This window comes from Chryseobacterium sp. TB1-D10, assembly GCF_059803555.1.
Genome location: NZ_JAPFHB010000010.1, coordinates 144,642 through 161,975, shown reverse-complemented (window position 1 = coordinate 161,975; position 17,334 = coordinate 144,642). Strand labels below are relative to the sequence as shown.

Sequence of the window (17,334 nt, the reverse complement as noted above, 5' to 3'; positions counted from 1 at the left end):
TTTTTGATTCGTCATTGAGTGTTTGAGGCTCGTTTTTTATAATTTCTGTTTTCAAATGAATAATTTTACTTTATTCTTGAATCTTTCCCGTGCTCCTTGGCGTGATATTTTCTATAGTTGAAAAATCAAATCAAACAATCTGAAAAAATCTACAATCTTATGAACGGGACGATGATACAATTTTTCCATTGGTACACCGATGGCGACTCCTTCCTTTGGAAACACACAAAAGACCAATCACAATATTTAGCCGATCTTGGCATCACAGCTGCCTGGCTTCCGCCCGCTTACAAAAGCACATCCGGAGCAATGTCCGTTGGTTACGATCCTTATGATATTTTTGATCTTGGAGAGTTTGACCACAAAGGAAATGTGGTCACAAAATATGGATCCAAGGACGAGTATATAGCTGCCATAAAATCATTAAAAGAAAAAAACATTCAGGTAATTGCTGATGTCGTTCTCAATCATAAAGCTGGTGGCGACGAGCTGGAGAAATTCAAAGTGATAGAAGTTGACGAAGAAGATCGTAACAAAGACATCTCGGACGTTATGGAAATTGAATCTTACACCAAATTTACTTTCCCCGGAAGAGGCGATACTTATTCTAATTTCAAATGGGACTTCACTTGTTTTACAGGCGTGGATTATGCAGAAGGAAAAGAAACAAGTATATACAGAATCATTAATGACTTTGGCGATGGCTGGGATAATATCGTGGATGACGAAAAAGGAAACTACGATTACTTAATGTATAATGACATCGAACATCGGAATCCATTCGTACGCGAAGAACTGAATCATTGGGGAAAATGGTACCATGATCAGACAGATTTTGACGGTGTCCGACTTGATGCAGTAAAACACATCTCGCCGGATTTCTACAAAGAATGGCTCACAGTTCTGAGATCCAACACCGGGAAAAACATTTTTGCAGTTGGCGAATATTGGGCACCAGGCGAGCTAAAACTTTTGGAAGCTTATATAGATGCTACAGAAGGCTGTATGAGTCTCTTCGATTCTTCTCTTCAGAATAATCTGCATGTGGCTTCCAAAACGCCGGATTATGATTTAAGACAAATTTTCAATGAAACTTTAGTTGCATCTCAACCCGATAAAGCCGTAACCGTAGTTGATAATCACGATACGCAGCCGCTTCAGGCTTTGGAAGCACCGGTTGAGACTTGGTTCAAACCATTAGCTTATGCTTTGATTTTATTAAGAAAAGACGGATATCCTTGTGTTTTCTATCCCGATCTTTACGGAGCAAGCTACAAAGACCATGGAGAAGATGGCATTGAGCATGAAATATTTCTTGACAAAGTAGACGCTATTGAAGAACTTCTGAAAGCCAGAAAAGACTTCGCTTATGGCAATCAGAAAGATTATTTTGAAGATGCGCATTGCCTTGGCTGGATCCGTGAAGGCGATGAGGAACATTCCGGTTGCGCTGTAGTTTTGAGTAACAAAGATGCTTACCACAAACCAATGGAAATTGGAAAACGATATGCGGGACAGACTTTCTATGATTTTACCGGACATTTAGACAATAAAGTTACAATAGACGAAAATGGCTGGGCAGATTTTCCTTGTCCTGCAGGGAATGTGAGTGTTTGGGTCGCAGAGTAAATTGTTGGGATAAAATAATTATATTTGATTTAAATAAATTAACTGAACTATGGACAACTCAGACAAAACGCCAAAAGTAACAGGCATCGGCGGTATTTTCTTTTTCTCTGATGATCCGAAAGAAACCAGAGACTGGTACGCCAAAAATCTTGGAATAGACACCACAGAATGGGGCGCAACTTTCGAATCGAGAAACAGCAATGATCCCGACGTAATCGAATCTATGCAATGGAGTCCATTCAAAACCGGAAGCAGTTATTTTTCCCCTTCCAAAAAGGAATTTATGATCAATTACCGCGTTCAGAATATTGAGGGATTGGTAAAAAATCTAAGAGAGAACGGCGTAACAGTTCTTGATGAGATCGACGATTCTGATTACGGAAAATTTGTTCACATCTTAGATTCTGACGGGAATAAAATTGAACTCTGGGAACCTTCTGACAGTAAATAAAAATATTATTTGCAGATAAAATGGACGAAGAATTAGAATACAGACTCATAAAACCCGATCAATCGATTGCTGATTATGTGTATTGTTTTTCGTCCCTTCAAAATCTGTCAAGCCAACAGGAAGGCGTCGTGATCCCAAATGGGAAGATCGATCTTCTGTTCTGCAAAACAAAAAACGACCAGCTTCAAATTGTATTGATGGGTTTGGAAACGAAACCAAAACCAACACCGAAGCTGGATATTACTTCTTTTTTTGCCATTAGTTTTAATCCATTGGCGTTGGAATACATTCTTCATCAGTCCATTGCAGAATTTGTAAACAGCGGAATGGTTTTGCCAAATGATTTCTGGGATTTCAACATTAATGATTTGGATAATTTTGAAGCATTTTGTGAAAAGGCTTCTAAGAAAGTCTATTCATTATTACCTAAAGAAATTGATGAAAGAAAACTGAAGTTATTCAATTTGATCTTCGAAACTGACGGCGAAATTAGCATTAAAGAACTCTCAGAAAAAATAGTCTGGGAAGAAAGGCAAATCAACCGGTATTTCAAAAAGCATTTAGGGATTTCGTTAAAATATTACTGTAATATTCTGCGTTTTCAGGCTTCACTTTTCCACATCAAAGATGGCAATCTTTTTCCTCAGCTTAATTTTACCGATCAATCTCACTTCATCAAAGAAATCAAAAAGCTGTCCGGCGTTTCTCCCAAAGAACTATTCAAAAATCAAAACGACCGATTTTTACAATTTTTGGTTTATCACACCAAGTAATTTTGCAGCATAAAATTAAAAATTATGCTCATCAATAATAAAAAAATCGCCATCGTTGGGGGCGGTCCCGGCGGACTGACTTTAGCAAGACTTCTGCAAATGAAAGGTGCTGATGTAAAAGTATACGAAAGAGATCTTAATAAAAATGCAAGAGTGCAAGGTTCGCCTCTCGACCTTCACGAAGACGCCGGATTGGCTGCGATACGAAAAGCTGATCTTTTAAAACAATTCAAGGAAAACTTTCTTCCAGGCGCAGATAAAACATTAATTGTAAACGAAAAAGCGGAAGTTTTCTACAGCGATCACGAAACAAATCTTGAGGAAAACTTTGGCGATGAATATTTTCGTCCTGAGATCGACCGTGGCGCATTAAGGAAAATTTTGCTGGAATCTCTGGAACCGGAAACGGTGGTTTGGAACAGTCATTTCATCTCGATGGAAAAGCATGATGAAGGCTGGAAATTGAATTTCAAAAATAGAGAATCCGTTTATGCAGACATTGTGATTGCTTCTGATGGTGCCAATTCCAAAATTCGTCCTTACATTACAGACATCAAACCGTTCTATTCCGGAATATTAATGCTTGAGGGAAATATTTATCAATCAAAAATCAAAGTTCCAAATATGGATTCTCTGATCAACGGTGGAAAAATAATGGCTTTCGGAAATGAGAAAAATATTCTGATGGGACAAAAAGGCAATGGTGACATTGGCTTCTATGCAAGTTTCAAAGCGGATGAGAATTGGGCTTCTGACAGCGGTTTGGATTTTAATAATCAATCACAGGTTGTGGAATGGTTCAAAATCAATTATCACGAATGGGGTAATGTCTGGTATGAATTATTTAAAAATGCGGAAACACCTTTCATTCCAAGACCTATTTATTGTACGCCTTTGGATCAAACCTGGGAAACTCAATCCAACTTAACAATGATTGGCGATGCAGCACACGTCATGCCTCCGTTTGCCGGCGAAGGTGCAAATATGGCAATGCTGGACGCTTTGGAATTGAGTGAATACCTGACTTCAGAAAAATACAATTCTTTGACAGAAGCTATTTCTGACTATGAAATTAATATGAGAAAAAGAGCCTCAGAAGCAGCAAAAGAATCTCTTGAAAACGGAGAAAAGATGCATTCTAAAAATGCTTTGGAAACCATGCTTGACTTTTTTGGAGGACATTAATTCAAAACTTAAAGTCATAAAAAAAACCTCCCGAAAATGATTTTTAGGAGGTTTTTATTTTAAATATAAATTTAATATCCTGATCCAGCTTCGCCTTCACCAAGAAGTGCTTTTGCGGCGGAAGTTCCGATTCTTTGGATTCCTAAATTGATCATTTTCTCTGCATCGTCAGGTGTTTTTACACCACCTGCTGCTTTCACAGGAAGTTTACCTGCATTGTCCAGCATAATTTTCACGCCTTCAAAAGTGGCTCCATTTGGTTTTCCACCTTCTGTTACAAAAAATCCTGTGGAAGATTTTACGAATATTTTTGAGAAGTCTTTTTCTTCAAAATTTGCCTGCGCCCATTTCCAAATGTTTGCCGTCAGATCAGCAATTTGATGATCGGAAAGAGCAGCGATTTCGATAATCCATTTTACTGTTTTTCCGAAATGTAGTCCTAATTTGGTTCCTTCAACAAATTCTTTTTCAACCAAATCCAGTTTTCCGGCTTTGAAAGCTTCATAATTGATAACATAATCCAATTCGTCCACACCATCCAAAACTGCCTGATTTGCTTCTGCTAATTTTTCTTCCAGAGAATAAGTTCCTTCGTGAAAACCGATAACTGTTCCTACCAGAACTTCGGAATTTTTTGACAGCAGATAATCCTTAATCATTTTTACATAATTCGGTCGGATCATTACTTCTTTGAAGTTGTAAGCTATCGCTTCGTCTGTCAGTTCTCTTACTTTTTCGAAAGTCTGTTCCTCAGTCAATCGGGATTGAGCAGGCGTTTTGAGATATGTTGAGTCTAAATATTGATTGATTTTCATAACGATATTTTAATTTTTCAGCCCGTAAATCAGGCAAATTGTATAAATACAAAAATAAAAAAAGGATACAAATAACTTGCATCCTTTTATAATTATATCGGTTTTTATTAAACTTTCAATTGTCTGCTGATGGATTGCTCCAGAGATAGAATCGTCTCTGTTCTTGTCACACCTTTTAATTTTTGGATTTTGTTCAGGATTTCCATCAGGTGGTCATTATCCTTGCAAAGTACTTTTAGGAAAATAGTATAATTTCCGGTTGTGTAATGTGCTTCCACTACTTCATTTACCAGGTTTAGATTCTTGATCGCATCTTGGTAATGACTCGGCTGATCCAGAAAAACACCTATGTAAGAAACAACTTTATAACCAATTTTTCTTGGATTAAGGAAGGAAATAGAATTCTCTATCACGCCGGCCTGTTCCAATTTTTTAATTCTTTGATGAACTGCAGTTGTAGAAATCCCTACGTGCTTAGATATGTGTGCAAGAGAAGTTTTTGCATTATCCATCAACATATATACAATCTCTTTATCAACTCCGTCTAAGTGGTAACCAGATTCAGATGCACTTTTCATAATTTACAATTTGATTTTTTGAATTTTTAAATTTAGTACAAAATAATTTAAATAAACGAATAATTTTAACTTAATTATAAATAATTGAAGCTAATAAGACTCACTATTTAATTAAAATAATTGTTTATTGTTTTTTATTTGACGGTAAAATTATAGAAAATAATATGAAATATAAAAATATATTAATATAATTTTTCAAATAATATAGAAAAAAACCGCAAATCGAATATTACCTAAATATGTACTTAATGTTAATATCTGGTAAAAATAAAATCCAGATCTAAATTAAATTTCAAAAAATATTAAATAATAACATAATGATAATCAATTATTTAAAATAAAAATAATCCTTTAAATAAAAAACGATTTGGAATCGTGAAAAATTGATATATTTAACGCTCATATATATAGACCAATGAAAAAATTTTACAACCTGATCGCAATTTTCATTGCGACCATTAGTTTTGCGCAGACACAGACGGTCACCTACTCGATCACTCCACCTGCTTTTAACGAAGACGAATCTATTACTATCACTTTTAATGGTAATAGCATTAATGAATCTACCTGGGGCGTTGCCAACAACGCATTGTATCTTTGGGCCTGGTCGTACGACGCCAACGATGCCAACAGCCAGGATTGCCCTACAAATGGAGCCTGGACAGCTTCCAGTGAAACGAACAGGTTAACTTACAATTCCGGTAATGATACTTATTCCCTGACTTTTGTTCCAAAAAATTTCTACAACAGAACAGGATTGGGAAGAATAGGTTTCCTTCTGAAAACAAAAACTGGAAATGGGCAATCTCAGGATATCTATTCGGAAGTTGGGAAATTCCAGTTTGTAAATACAACGCCTAAAAATGGTTCGGTTAATTTCATTGCTTCCGGAAATAATTATCCTATTTCTTACAGCACTTCTTTACCTGCAAATTATGTGGTAAAAGCAAACGGAAATATAATTTACACGGCAAACAATGTTTCATCAATGTTTACAGCGTATAACATCACGACTGATAACCAAATTGAATTGACTGCAACCAGTGTAGCAGACGGAAGTGTACAAACTTCAAAGTTTAGTATTTCCCCAACGCCTACTACGCAGAGTGCAGCCATTCCTTCTTACATGAGACAAGGAATTTCTTACGATCCGAATGATCCTACAAAAGTTGGTGTGGCATTATATGCGCCATTCAAAAGTTATGTTCATGTAATAGGTAGTTTCAACAACTGGCAGGTTTCTTCTAATTATATTATGAAGAGAGATACCAATAATACCAATCTTTTCTGGTTAGAAATTACAGGATTGACACCTCAGCAGGTTTACACATTCCAATACAGAACAAGTGATGGCGTAAAAGTCGCAGATCCATACTCTACCTTGGTACTTTCTCCGGATGATGACCCTTACATCACTGCTGCAACTTATCCAGGAATGCCAGCTTATCCTGCCGGGCAGCAATATGATGTTTCAGTCATTCAAACTGCTAAACCTGCATACAACTGGACTGTTACTAATTTCCAAAAACCTGCAAAACAAAATCTTATTGTTTACGAAGCCCTTGTAAGAGATTTTACAGAAGGTAAAAACTGGCAGGCAATGATCGATAAAATTCCTTACATCAAGGGATTGAATGTGAATGCGATAGAGCTAATGCCGGTAATGGAATTTGACGGAAACAGTTCTTGGGGTTATAATCCAGGATTCCATTTGGCTTTAGACAAAGCTTACGGTACGCCAGAAAAATTCAAAGAATTCATAGACAAATGCCACCAAAACGGAATCGCGGTAATCCTTGATGTTGCACTAAACCACGCTACAGGAAGATCACCATTGGAAAGACTTTGGTCTACAAGCACAGACGGAAGTTACGGAGGTGTTGCGTCCAACAATCCATATTTCAATCAATTGCCAACGCATGCTTATAATGTTTTCTATGATTTCAACCATTCAAAAGCTGACACAAGATATTATGTAAACAGAGTTCTTGAACAATGGATCAAAGAATACAAAGTTGACGGATTCCGCTGGGATCTTACCAAAGGATTCACGCAGAATTGTACCGCTTCGGATGAAGGTTGTACAGGTTCTTACCAGCAGGACAGAGTGGATGTTTTGAAATTATATTCAGATTATCAATGGTCTTATGACCCAACTTCTTATATCATCTTCGAACATTTAGGCAGCGATCAGGAAGAGCAGCAGTGGGCAAATTATAAAGTGAATGAAGGAAAAGGTGTGATGATGTGGGACAACCTAATTGGACCTTATGGACAGAATACAATGGGTTATGATTCCAACAGCAACTTTAACAGAGTTGACTTTGAAAACCACGGATTCAGCGAAAGAAGAAACGTCACTTATGGCGAAAGTCACGATGAGGAGCGTCTAATGTTCAGAAACTTAAATTATGGAAACGGTCCGGTAAAAACCCTTGCAACCGCATTGGAAAGACAAAAAGCTTATGGCGCAGTTTTCTTGACAGTTCCTGGTCCTAAGATGATCTGGCAGTTTGGAGAACTGGGATATGAATTCAGTATCAACCGTTGTGAAAATGGAACCATTAGTAACGATTGCAGACTATCTCCAAAACCGGTAGCTTTCACATTAGGATATGACACAGATGCTGCAAGAAAATCAATATATGATGCTTGGGCTAAAATCTTGGAAATAAGATTATCGAGTCAGGTTTTTGACACCACTACTTTCACTGTAGAATCTGGAAATCTATTGCCTAAAATCTACATTTGGAAAGATGCATTGCCGGCAAACAGTTTAAAGAATGTAATTGTAGTGGCAAACTTCACGACAACTGCACAGACTGTAACGCCAAACTTCCCTTATTCAGGGACTTGGTATAATTTGATGAATAATACTTCTATGGCTGCAAGCACGGGTACCACTGTTGTTCTTCAGCCGGGCGAGTTCAGAATCTATGGTAACCAAACTGCTTTGGCAACTGACGAAACTAAGATCGATGCTAACAAAACGTCTTTACAAATAGTTCAGAATCCATCAACAGACGGATTATTGAAAATCAGATATAACAAAGCAAAAAACGGACAAATCAATGTTTTCGATCTTAACGGAAAACTGGTAAAAACATACGGATTGAAATCTGCAAAAGGAGACGAAACATTCTCTGTAAACGGAATCAGCTCTGGCGTTTACATGGTTCAATTGAAATCAGACGAAGGTTTGGCTGTTTCAAAATTAATCATCAAATAAAACAAAATAAATTTTTCAAATTAAAATGAAATCGCCCCGAAATTATCGGGGCGATTTTTTTATTTTCGTAGTGTAGATATTATTTATCTAATTAAAAGAGAGATATATTGGAGAAAATCAAAAATCTGTCTGCCGAAGTAGTATTTCCTGATGAATCTTATCAAAATAGTTGCTCAAAGAAAGAATTCTATTTTTATCAATGGGATTAATATATTGGAGAAACATCTTTTCTGTACTATGTCCGGTAGCTTCCATTAATAAAGGTGTGGGAATTTTCCCATAAAAATTTGTAGCAAAACTTCTTCTTCCAATATGGCTTGTCAAAAATTCCCATTTTTCAATTTCTACATCTTTGGTTCGATAGCCAATACGTTTCCTTCCCTTAATTGTTTCGTTCAAACCAGAGAGTTTTGCGATCTGTTTTATTTGCTCATTATACTGTTGGATATCTATTAATTTTGGGAAGGCGCTATCGTTTCTTTCAATGGCATTTATAACATTTGGATGTAGAGGCAGTAATATGTCTTTCTTTGTCTTTTGTTGTGCAAATGAAAGGCAGGTTTTCCCATTGATTTGTTTTAGTTGTTCTTTATTAAACTGTATAAAATCAGAAAATCGTTGCCCGGTGTAACAACTAATCAGTAACCAGTCTTTGGCAGCCTGCAACTCTTCCGGAACTTCGGCTGCCATTATTTTTATAATTTCATCTTCCGTAAGAGTGACAATTTCCTTATGCTGTTTTTCCCTGCGGACTTCCAACTCTCTAAGGGCTGTCCTGATACCTTTTCTCTCAGCAAAATTAAGAATTGTTTTCACAAAATGAATTGTCCGGTAGATCGTATTTTCGCTGTATTCTTCTCCCCTTCCGAATAGCATAAAATCTCGTATAAAATCCGAATTAATTTCATTCACATAAAGCCTTTTACAAAGAAATCCTTCAAAACGTTCCAGCAAATGATAAAATACTTTATATCTTTTGTAGGTAGAATGGGAGATCAGTTCCTTCCTACCATCAATATACCATTGCATATAATAAAGAAGGGAGCTTTCGGGTAAATCCGATTCTTGCCTCAGACATATCGCTTTGATCTCCTTTGCCAAAGCCATTTGTGTGGGCAATTTATTTTGTTCTCTTATTTGCACAACATATTCTGCCAGTCGAAGTTTTAGTACATCCAGCTTTTTATTGAGAATCTTATACTTTTTCAGATAAATATTAGATGGGCGCTGTTTCTCTTCGTCCCAGACATCTTCCGGTATCCTCAAAGGTGTTTTGAATACAAAAGATTTTTGTTGTCTTTCATCATTAAAGATCAAGTGAATAATTTTTTGGGATCCGTTTTTTGGCAAAAAAAAATCAAATGTCATATCCTAGATTTTAAAGAGTTAATTCAACTAATTGAAAGCAAAAATAGTAGTCCTACTTAGACTACTATTGAATGCAAATGTAAACAAATTTAATTAATAAGCAAATCAAATAACTCACTGTATTATAACAGTTTATGACTGTAAAACGTTTTTATTTTTAAATTTATCAGTACAAAAAAAGCAATAATAAATACTTATTAATACCGAATTAAAATTTTAAATATCTTTGTTTTAAATCAGTAGGTTAAAAAATAGTCTAAGTAGGACTATTATTCTAAACCTAAATGAAAACACATTTGATAAAAACCCAAAAACAAGGGGCTTTCTCTCTTCACAGAAAGGCCTTTTCCATGTTTTTATTTCTAATAAATATTTTCATTCAGCCTCAGGTATATAATGTCAAAAGCATCATTACTATCTGCAATGGAACACCGCTACACATTTCAGATTCTACTTTTATCTATGAACAGAAACCAGATATCTACATATCGAAAAATACGTTTGTTCACGGATGGAGTAACAAGAAAGATGAAAAATCAGTTTGTGTAAATTCGGCAAGTCTGTTTCCTCAAAAAAAATCAGTATTAGTAGAAAATGCCATTAAAAAAGAAGTAAAAATTATTTTTAAAGCAAAATCTGCATCATATGTTGCTGCTTTTAAAAGGATGCCTAGCCAAAGATTTGAATCAAATCTGGCATCAGAATATCAGACAGCAATAATCCCTATCACCTACAATATTCAGAAATTATTTAATGAAAGAGTACGTGAAATTTTTTGGAGCTATTATCTATCATTCATAGGTGAAGAAATCAAACTTCCTTATAAAGATATAATACCGTTGTCGGGGATTTTAAACCCTTACATATCCCGCCCACCACCAAACAGTATTTAAAAAAAGAAAAGACCGAAGAACATATGTAATTCTTAGGACATGAGTGTCTATTCTATATAAGCTTCTACGGGCTTTTAAAACTATTTATCAGAAAAAAAATTAAACAAATGAAAAAAATGAAAACAATACAATTATTTAAAATAAAAAGCACAAACATATTTTTACTGATGCTGATTACATTTAGCATTCACGCTTTTAGTCAGGTCGGAATAAATACAGACCAACCTAATGCAAAAACGGGACTACACGTTTCAGAAAGAATGGATCCCGCAAGTAATAACCCTGATAAGTATAGTGGTATTATTATCCAACGTTATACCACTACTGAAAGAGGAAACCTTATATTAGGTGCCGCAGAAAATGGACTTAGCATTTACAACAAAACGGAAAACTGCTACAATGTCTGGAACTGGAATACCGCCACTGGCACAGGAAGCTGGGCTTCTTTGTGTGGTGATAAGCAAGGACTTGTAGAGTTTACCGACTGTAGTTCTATAAAGGTCATTGGGAAATACATAACAGATAAGCCACTTAGTTCACAAACAGTGCATATTGATGTTCCTGTGAGAGTGAAAGCTTTCGGAGCTTATTCTTATACAACAAACACTGTAAACGGAGTTACCTTTGCTGCGCAAGGTACTTTTGTAAACTTAGGACCTCAGACAATAAGTTTGTATCCTGTTTCCGCAACTTCTCCAGTAGTAGGAACATTTAATTATTCTCTTACCATAGCTCCTACCACAGCTGGAAGCAATGGTACAATCTGTAACAATATACCTGTTTCATTTATTAGCAGAGCCACTGCAATTATGAAAATTGTAAATGTGTCCGGTACCGACAGTTCCATATTAGCTGCAAGCTCAAGTAGCTATGCTTCAACGTACAACTGGCTTACAGGAGGTAATACTATTGGATCTCCAAGTACGGCTTTATCGTATTCAGGAACCGCTGGTATCCAGATTGTGAATGTCACAGCCGGTAATATTGCAGAATTATCAGACGCTCTGGAAGATGCTTCGGGAGTTCATGTAGGTGCAAATGAAGCTGCTCTGAATCAGGGTTTTTGTAATGTGATAAAAGAATGGCAAGAGTCTACAGGCGGTTTTGTAATTCATTTCGCAGATAAAATATTAGAATCAAATCTAGCAAACACATTAGGCTTCTACGTCGAAAATGGTAGTAATACCACTGGTATTACAAATATAGGTGTAACGAATATGCCGCAGATATTTAGCACCTCAACCGGTCAGCCATTTACAATCGGAACGGGAGTTACTGTGGATCCAGATGGAACCGCGGCAGGTCAAATTACAACAAAATTTGGCACTTCTTTTCTTCAGCTAAATAACTCGTCTCAAAGAAAAGTTGGTGTCATAGATCTTAGCCGGAACATTGTAATATTTGGTGATAAATTCAAAAATACCAATATGAACAGAATATTGGTCGATCTATACGCCCATTTTATTAAAACTGCTCCTATATATTAATTCAGATATTTTTCCATATTTGACGGAAGCGTCTGGAATTATTGGAAATAATACAAAATAACCTTTCAATAATTTTTGAATTGCCTAATCTTCGGCAGTTCTTTTAACAGAAAAAATTTAATGAAAAAAAATTTAATCGCCGCAATGTTTATACCTCTTGCGATGAATGCTCAGAATCTCTACCAAATAGAAGTTTCTACACAAAACAATGATGTGGAGGTAAAAACAAACAATACTGTAGATCTTACCAGTTCAGATTTGGAGCTCGCAGGAAAAGACGGAACCGTTTTGCAGGAAACCTATTTGCGTTTTGAAGGCATTACATTACCTTCGGATGCCATCATCAATAATGCCTACCTGGTTTTTTACGGAGACGAATCAAGCACTACGCCAACAGTGATTAGGATATCAGGGGAAATAGGAAGTTCATTACTATATCCTACATCTACCACAGCTTCTACAGGTTTGAATATAAAATCACGTAATTACTCTGCAAACTTTACAGAATGGTCCACTACGGGTTGTGCCCTAAACCAAAAGTATCAGTCGCCAAATATAAAAAGCATTCTTCAGGAAATGTTTCCAAATGGAATTAACAATGCTGATGTTGCCTTCCGGCTACAAGGGAACGGTCAGGGATCATTTACTGTAAAATCATTTACTGCTCCAGCCGGACAACGCCCGACGTTGATAATAGATTATTGGTCTATGCAAGGAAGCACATCATCAATAGTCTCTGCAGCAAATGATGATGGCAGAGAAAGTTATACGGGAGCAATGGCATTAGTAAATCCTTATCTGGAGCTTGGAGGAAGAACAAATATTACAGAAAACGCAGTACGTTTCCAAAATCTTCAGATACCTGCAGATGCACAGATTACGGATGCTTACATAGAGTTCTACACTTATGGTACAAGTCCTGCAGGTAATATGGATATTTATTCAGAAATAGGAAATCCTGAGATATATAATACGACAAGCAACAGTATCACGTCCAGAAACTATTCTGTAAATAAAGTTAATTGGCAAACCACACCTTGGACTACAAACTACACGAAAAATAGAACCCCAAACCTCAAAAAGATTATTGATGAAAATCGTCTCAGCGGCTGGCAGTCAGATAATAGTTTAGCATTTAAATTTAATGGGTTGGGAACTAATGTGGGAGCAGTTGCAAGATCATATGAAGGAGGTGCCAGTTATCGCCCGAGATTGGTAGTTGAATATCTGAATAACGGACAAGGGGCATCCATTGACGGAGCGGTTACCGACCCGGCTTTAATGGATAAGCTTTATATTAATGAATTGTCTTCCCAAGGAACAGCAACTCAAGATGAAGACTGGATAGAACTATACAACAATAGTGATGATAATCTGCATATCAAAGGTGGCGTTTATCTTTCAAATAAAAATTCAGAGAAAACTAAACATGAGCTCAAAAATATCTTCATCCCTGCACACGGATATGTAGTTTTGTTTGCAGATGAAAAGCCTGGCAGCGGCAATCATCATCTTAATTTCGACCTTAAAAATACAGGTGCAACAGTTTATCTTTCAAGAAAGATAGGCGGAAATGTTGTTTCACAGGATGAATTGAGTTATGGCAACGTACCCTATAATCAGTCTATTGGAAAATTACCTAACGGAACAGGAGCGCTTACCAATTTTATAACGCCTACATATAAAGCTGCCAACGAAAACGGAAAGCAAAAACTAGATATAACATTCAGTAAAGAAAGAGGTGTTTACGACGAAGGGTTTAATTTAACAATTTCTGCTCCGCCAGGAACAACTGTGAAATATACTTTAGATGGCAAGTATCCTTCTGCAACCACAGGAACATCATACACAACGCCGATTAATATCAACAAAACATCTGTAGTCAAAATTTATGCTTACGACGCATCAGGAAATAATTCCGGAGTTATTGCCCATACTTACGTCTTGAGAAACAATTACGCCAACGAAAATACAAGCGGAGGTTATAACCAATGGCGATATAAATCAAATGTAACCGCAACAGAATATGCTCAGGCGATTGGCGAAGTTCCTATAGTTTCCGTGTCAACGAATGCTGAACCTAATACAACGTGGGCACAGGCTTCCATAGAATACATTGATAATAATGTATACAGCGGAAGATCCAATTTCTTCAGCAATTCTATGACAAAGAAATTCGGGCAGGAAAGTGTAGGATTTTACAATCCTAATATCAAGTTCAAATTCAATTCCGATGCAGGGGTAAAGAAAGCAACATATCCTTTCTTTGATGCTTATTCAGGCGACGCTTTTGAAACGCCGGAAAAAACACAGGCTATTGAATTGAAGCAAGGTCAGGATAACGCTTCAAGAAATGTTTTCAACCTAGGATTTATGAGATGGAGTGAAAAAATATCTATGAATCTTCAGAAAGAAATGGGCAAATACGCTTTGGATACACGCTATGTACAATTATTTATCAACGGAAAATACCGTGGGCTGAAGACCATGAGAAATGACTTCAGCGCTAATAATTTGGAAGAACTTTTCGGAGACAATGATGACAATTACACCAAGGTCAATTTACAGGATGCCTATTTTACCGGCGGAACTGTAGAGAGTGGAGACGGAAGCCAGTCGGTCTGGAACAATATCAGAAGTGTTGCGACATCTAAAAACTTCCAACAATTCAAAAATCTGGTGGACGTAGATGATCTGATTAAATTCCAGATTATGTTCATGTTTACAGATACTGAAAACGAGGCAATAGCCATTACTCATAATACAGACCCTAATGTCATGAAAGCTAAATTCATGATTAATGATACTGATGGTTCCTTTTTCGGAGGCATTACGACTTCATCTTCGTCAGTTTCAATGCCTGCAAGAGCTTTCGCAGGTGGTGGCGGAAACTATAAATACAAATGGCAACTTACTTCCAGCCGAAATGGTCCCGGTAATTTATTCGGGCAGTTTATGGGATCAAGTACCAGCGCCTCAGCTGGAAACTTAGAATTCAAAACTCTGGTAAAGGATGCTGTCTTAACTTACATTGGTCCTGCTTCCGGTAGTTTTTCCGGAGCAGACGGTGCACCTTTATCAGTAAGCCATGTTCAGCAAAAAATGACGCAGACCGTTAATGAGCTGGATCGTCTCTACAAATTGGATGCAGCATATATGGGATACAGCAGCAATGTTTACCAGCAGTGGAAAAACGTTGATTATCCTCGTATACTGGCGCAAACACCAGAAAGAGTCGAGTTTTCATTGAAGAAATGGAAGGAGTATAATATGGCACATACACTTTCAGAGGCCAATATAATTGCTGCCGATACAATTACAGAAACCGACAATATACAGATAGATAATCCTAATGCAGGAACACAGTTGTACTATACCTTGAACGGAACAGACCCGATGGGGAATAACGGCGCAGTTTCCGCCGATGCAAATCTTTATAATGGGACATTCGCATTAGCTGTAGGGAATTACAATATCGTAACGCGTGCTTTCACAACCAACAACTGGGGACCGAAGACTTCAAAAGCGTTAAATGTTGAAGCATTGAAGAGTGGTAAATTTATTGTGACAGGTATCAATTACAAACCTCAATCCAACAGTGATGCAGAGTTTATACTGATTTCTAATCCGGGTAATGCAGATCTGGATGTTTCCGGTTACACGATTTCGGATGCTATAAATTACACTTTTCCATCAGGAACTATAATCCCTCAAAACCAAACCATAATGCTGGCAAAAAAACTGTCGCTTATCACTGGATTTGATGATTATGCCAAATACCAATGGACAAGCGGAAGTCTTAATAATGATGGTGAGCCGGTAACATTTAAAGACGCTTCGGGAAATGTAATAGATCAAGTTTCTTATCTACCTGCATTACCTTGGCCTGTACAGGCTAACGGACAGGGCTATTATCTGAAATTAATTTCTACAGATTTGGATAACACATTAGCGGGAAGTTGGGAAGCTACATCTCTGAGTCCTTCAACTTCTAGAATGACTATTTCTGAAAACACAACGCTGGAAAGTATCAAAGTATATCCTAATCAGGTAAAAGACAATTTGTTTATAAATCTTTCGGGAAAATCTACTGTAGACGTTTACAATGTCAATGGTCAGTTGACACTTACAAAATCGTTGTCAGAAGGGATAAATATACTGAATGCTTCCGACTGGAAAACAGGAGTTTATTACATCAGAATTTCTGTAGGTAGCGGAACGAAAACCTTTAAAGTTATAAAAGAATAATATTTTACTGAAACCCCCTTATTAATTTATAAACATACACAAATGATAAGAAAGACTCTGGGGGTTTCTTTTTAAAGAAAAACACACATTTTGAACACTAATTTTAAAAACATACATATCGGGAATATGGTTGAAAAAAGAGTTGCAGAAACCCGCATAGAAATATCCCGAATCTGTAATTTCTTAGATTGTACAGAACAAGACATCAAAGCAATATCTCGCTCAAAGATTAGATACAGATATTCTACTGCGATGGCGCAAGCTTCTGGAATATGATTTTTTCCGAATTTATTCGCAACATCTGATAATAACAGGAGAAATGACAAAAAACAATATAATGGAGAGATATAAAATCCCAAAAACAACACTTTATAAGTGGATTATTAAATACGAAAAATATGGTAGAAATTTTAGGTAAAAATGTAACGCTAAATAATATTATTGAAACAATTGATGAAAAACTGAATAAAATGCCAATAAAACAACGGCTACAATTTCAGGAGTTTGAAAATAATTTCAATATTATCAAAGAGAAAGCAGTGATGGATTATTCTACTTTGCAACTATTGGCAGACTGGCTTACAGAACTTTCGAAAACGGACAATTGGATTCAGTCAACAAATGAAATTAAATAATAAAAAATTTTTATCACGATTGGTGCATTCTTTATTACTTATT

General features: G+C 36.5%; 12 protein-coding genes. 9 read left to right on the top strand and 3 right to left on the bottom strand.

Features of this window, described 5'->3' with window-relative positions:
• The first annotated feature begins 117 nt into the window (after positions 1 to 117).
• From OPU68_RS14915 to OPU68_RS14900, 4 genes are read left to right on the top strand one after another with little or no spacing between them, the layout of a single operon-like run.
• Entirely contained in the window at positions 118 to 1,629 is a 1,512-nt protein-coding gene (locus tag OPU68_RS14915) for an alpha-amylase (RefSeq protein ID WP_498474754.1), read from the top strand.
• Positions 1,630 to 1,678: 49 nt separating this feature from the next.
• Positions 1,679 to 2,080: a VOC family protein gene (locus OPU68_RS14910; protein WP_498474753.1), complete on the top strand. Its 402-nt coding sequence runs from the start codon at positions 1,679 to 1,681 to the stop codon at positions 2,078 to 2,080.
• 20 nt (positions 2,081 to 2,100) lie between these two features.
• A complete protein-coding gene (locus OPU68_RS14905; RefSeq protein ID WP_498474752.1) occupies positions 2,101 to 2,853 on the top strand; it encodes a DUF6597 domain-containing transcriptional factor in 753 nt (250 codons plus the stop codon).
• Positions 2,854 to 2,877: 24 nt separating this feature from the next.
• Complete coding sequence (locus tag OPU68_RS14900) at positions 2,878 to 4,038, top strand: FAD-dependent oxidoreductase (RefSeq protein WP_498474751.1); 1,161 nt, start codon at positions 2,878 to 2,880, stop codon at positions 4,036 to 4,038.
• A gap of 71 nt (positions 4,039 to 4,109) precedes the next feature.
• On the opposite strand, the gene deoC is transcribed toward OPU68_RS14900, so the two are convergent.
• Complete coding sequence (deoC, locus tag OPU68_RS14895) at positions 4,110 to 4,853, bottom strand: deoxyribose-phosphate aldolase (RefSeq protein WP_498474750.1); 744 nt, start codon at positions 4,851 to 4,853, stop codon at positions 4,110 to 4,112.
• 107 nt (positions 4,854 to 4,960) lie between these two features.
• Complete coding sequence (locus tag OPU68_RS14890) at positions 4,961 to 5,431, bottom strand: Lrp/AsnC ligand binding domain-containing protein (RefSeq protein WP_274275256.1); 471 nt, start codon at positions 5,429 to 5,431, stop codon at positions 4,961 to 4,963.
• Between the two features lie 415 nt (positions 5,432 to 5,846).
• Between OPU68_RS14890 and OPU68_RS14885 the strand changes: the two genes are divergently transcribed.
• Positions 5,847 to 8,660, top strand: a complete 2,814-nt coding sequence (locus OPU68_RS14885) for an alpha-amylase family glycosyl hydrolase (protein WP_498474749.1) — start codon at positions 5,847 to 5,849, stop codon at positions 8,658 to 8,660.
• A gap of 117 nt (positions 8,661 to 8,777) precedes the next feature.
• Here OPU68_RS14885 and OPU68_RS14880 read toward each other — a convergent pair whose 3' ends face one another.
• Positions 8,778 to 10,028 carry a site-specific integrase gene (locus OPU68_RS14880; RefSeq protein WP_498474748.1) on the bottom strand — a complete coding sequence of 417 codons (1,251 nt, stop codon included), beginning with the start codon at positions 10,026 to 10,028 and terminating at the stop codon, positions 8,778 to 8,780.
• A 284-nt stretch (positions 10,029 to 10,312) separates the two neighbouring features.
• Here OPU68_RS14880 and OPU68_RS14875 point away from each other — a divergent pair, with 284 nt between their 5' ends.
• The 4 genes from OPU68_RS14875 (at position 10,313) to OPU68_RS14860 (ending at position 17,291) form a co-directional block, all read left to right on the top strand.
• Complete coding sequence (locus OPU68_RS14875) at positions 10,313 to 10,921, top strand: hypothetical protein (RefSeq protein ID WP_498474747.1); 609 nt, start codon at positions 10,313 to 10,315, stop codon at positions 10,919 to 10,921.
• Positions 10,922 to 11,037: 116 nt separating this feature from the next.
• The gene (locus OPU68_RS14870) at positions 11,038 to 12,408 is read left to right on the top strand and encodes a hypothetical protein (RefSeq protein WP_498474746.1); all 1,371 of its coding nucleotides are present in this window, start codon (positions 11,038 to 11,040) and stop codon (positions 12,406 to 12,408) included.
• 120 nt (positions 12,409 to 12,528) lie between these two features.
• Complete coding sequence (locus OPU68_RS14865) at positions 12,529 to 16,656, top strand: lamin tail domain-containing protein (RefSeq protein WP_498474745.1); 4,128 nt, start codon at positions 12,529 to 12,531, stop codon at positions 16,654 to 16,656.
• A 398-nt stretch (positions 16,657 to 17,054) separates the two neighbouring features.
• Positions 17,055 to 17,291 (top strand): hypothetical protein, encoded by a 237-nt coding sequence (locus OPU68_RS14860; RefSeq protein WP_498474744.1) that lies wholly within the window; start codon positions 17,055 to 17,057, stop codon positions 17,289 to 17,291.
• Positions 17,292 to 17,334: the final 43 nt, after the last annotated feature.

Bases quoted from the DNA above. Each gene is read 5' to 3' on its own strand.
- OPU68_RS14910 (WP_498474753.1), top strand. From the start codon at position 1,679: ATGGACAACTCAGACAAAACGCCAAAAGTAACAGGCATCGGCGGTATT.
- OPU68_RS14905 (WP_498474752.1), top strand. From the start codon at position 2,101: ATGGACGAAGAATTAGAATACAGACTCATAAAACCCGATCAATCGATT.
- OPU68_RS14900 (WP_498474751.1), top strand. From the start codon at position 2,878: ATGCTCATCAATAATAAAAAAATCGCCATCGTTGGGGGCGGTCCCGGC.
- deoC (WP_498474750.1), bottom strand. From the start codon at position 4,853: ATGAAAATCAATCAATATTTAGACTCAACATATCTCAAAACGCCTGCT.
- OPU68_RS14890 (WP_274275256.1), bottom strand. From the start codon at position 5,431: ATGAAAAGTGCATCTGAATCTGGTTACCACTTAGACGGAGTTGATAAA.
- OPU68_RS14885 (WP_498474749.1), top strand. From the start codon at position 5,847: ATGAAAAAATTTTACAACCTGATCGCAATTTTCATTGCGACCATTAGT.
- OPU68_RS14880 (WP_498474748.1), bottom strand. From the start codon at position 10,028: ATGACATTTGATTTTTTTTTGCCAAAAAACGGATCCCAAAAAATTATT.
- OPU68_RS14875 (WP_498474747.1), top strand. From the start codon at position 10,313: ATGAAAACACATTTGATAAAAACCCAAAAACAAGGGGCTTTCTCTCTT.
- OPU68_RS14870 (WP_498474746.1), top strand. From the start codon at position 11,038: ATGAAAACAATACAATTATTTAAAATAAAAAGCACAAACATATTTTTA.
- OPU68_RS14865 (WP_498474745.1), top strand. From the start codon at position 12,529: ATGAAAAAAAATTTAATCGCCGCAATGTTTATACCTCTTGCGATGAAT.
- OPU68_RS14860 (WP_498474744.1), top strand. From the start codon at position 17,055: ATGGTAGAAATTTTAGGTAAAAATGTAACGCTAAATAATATTATTGAA.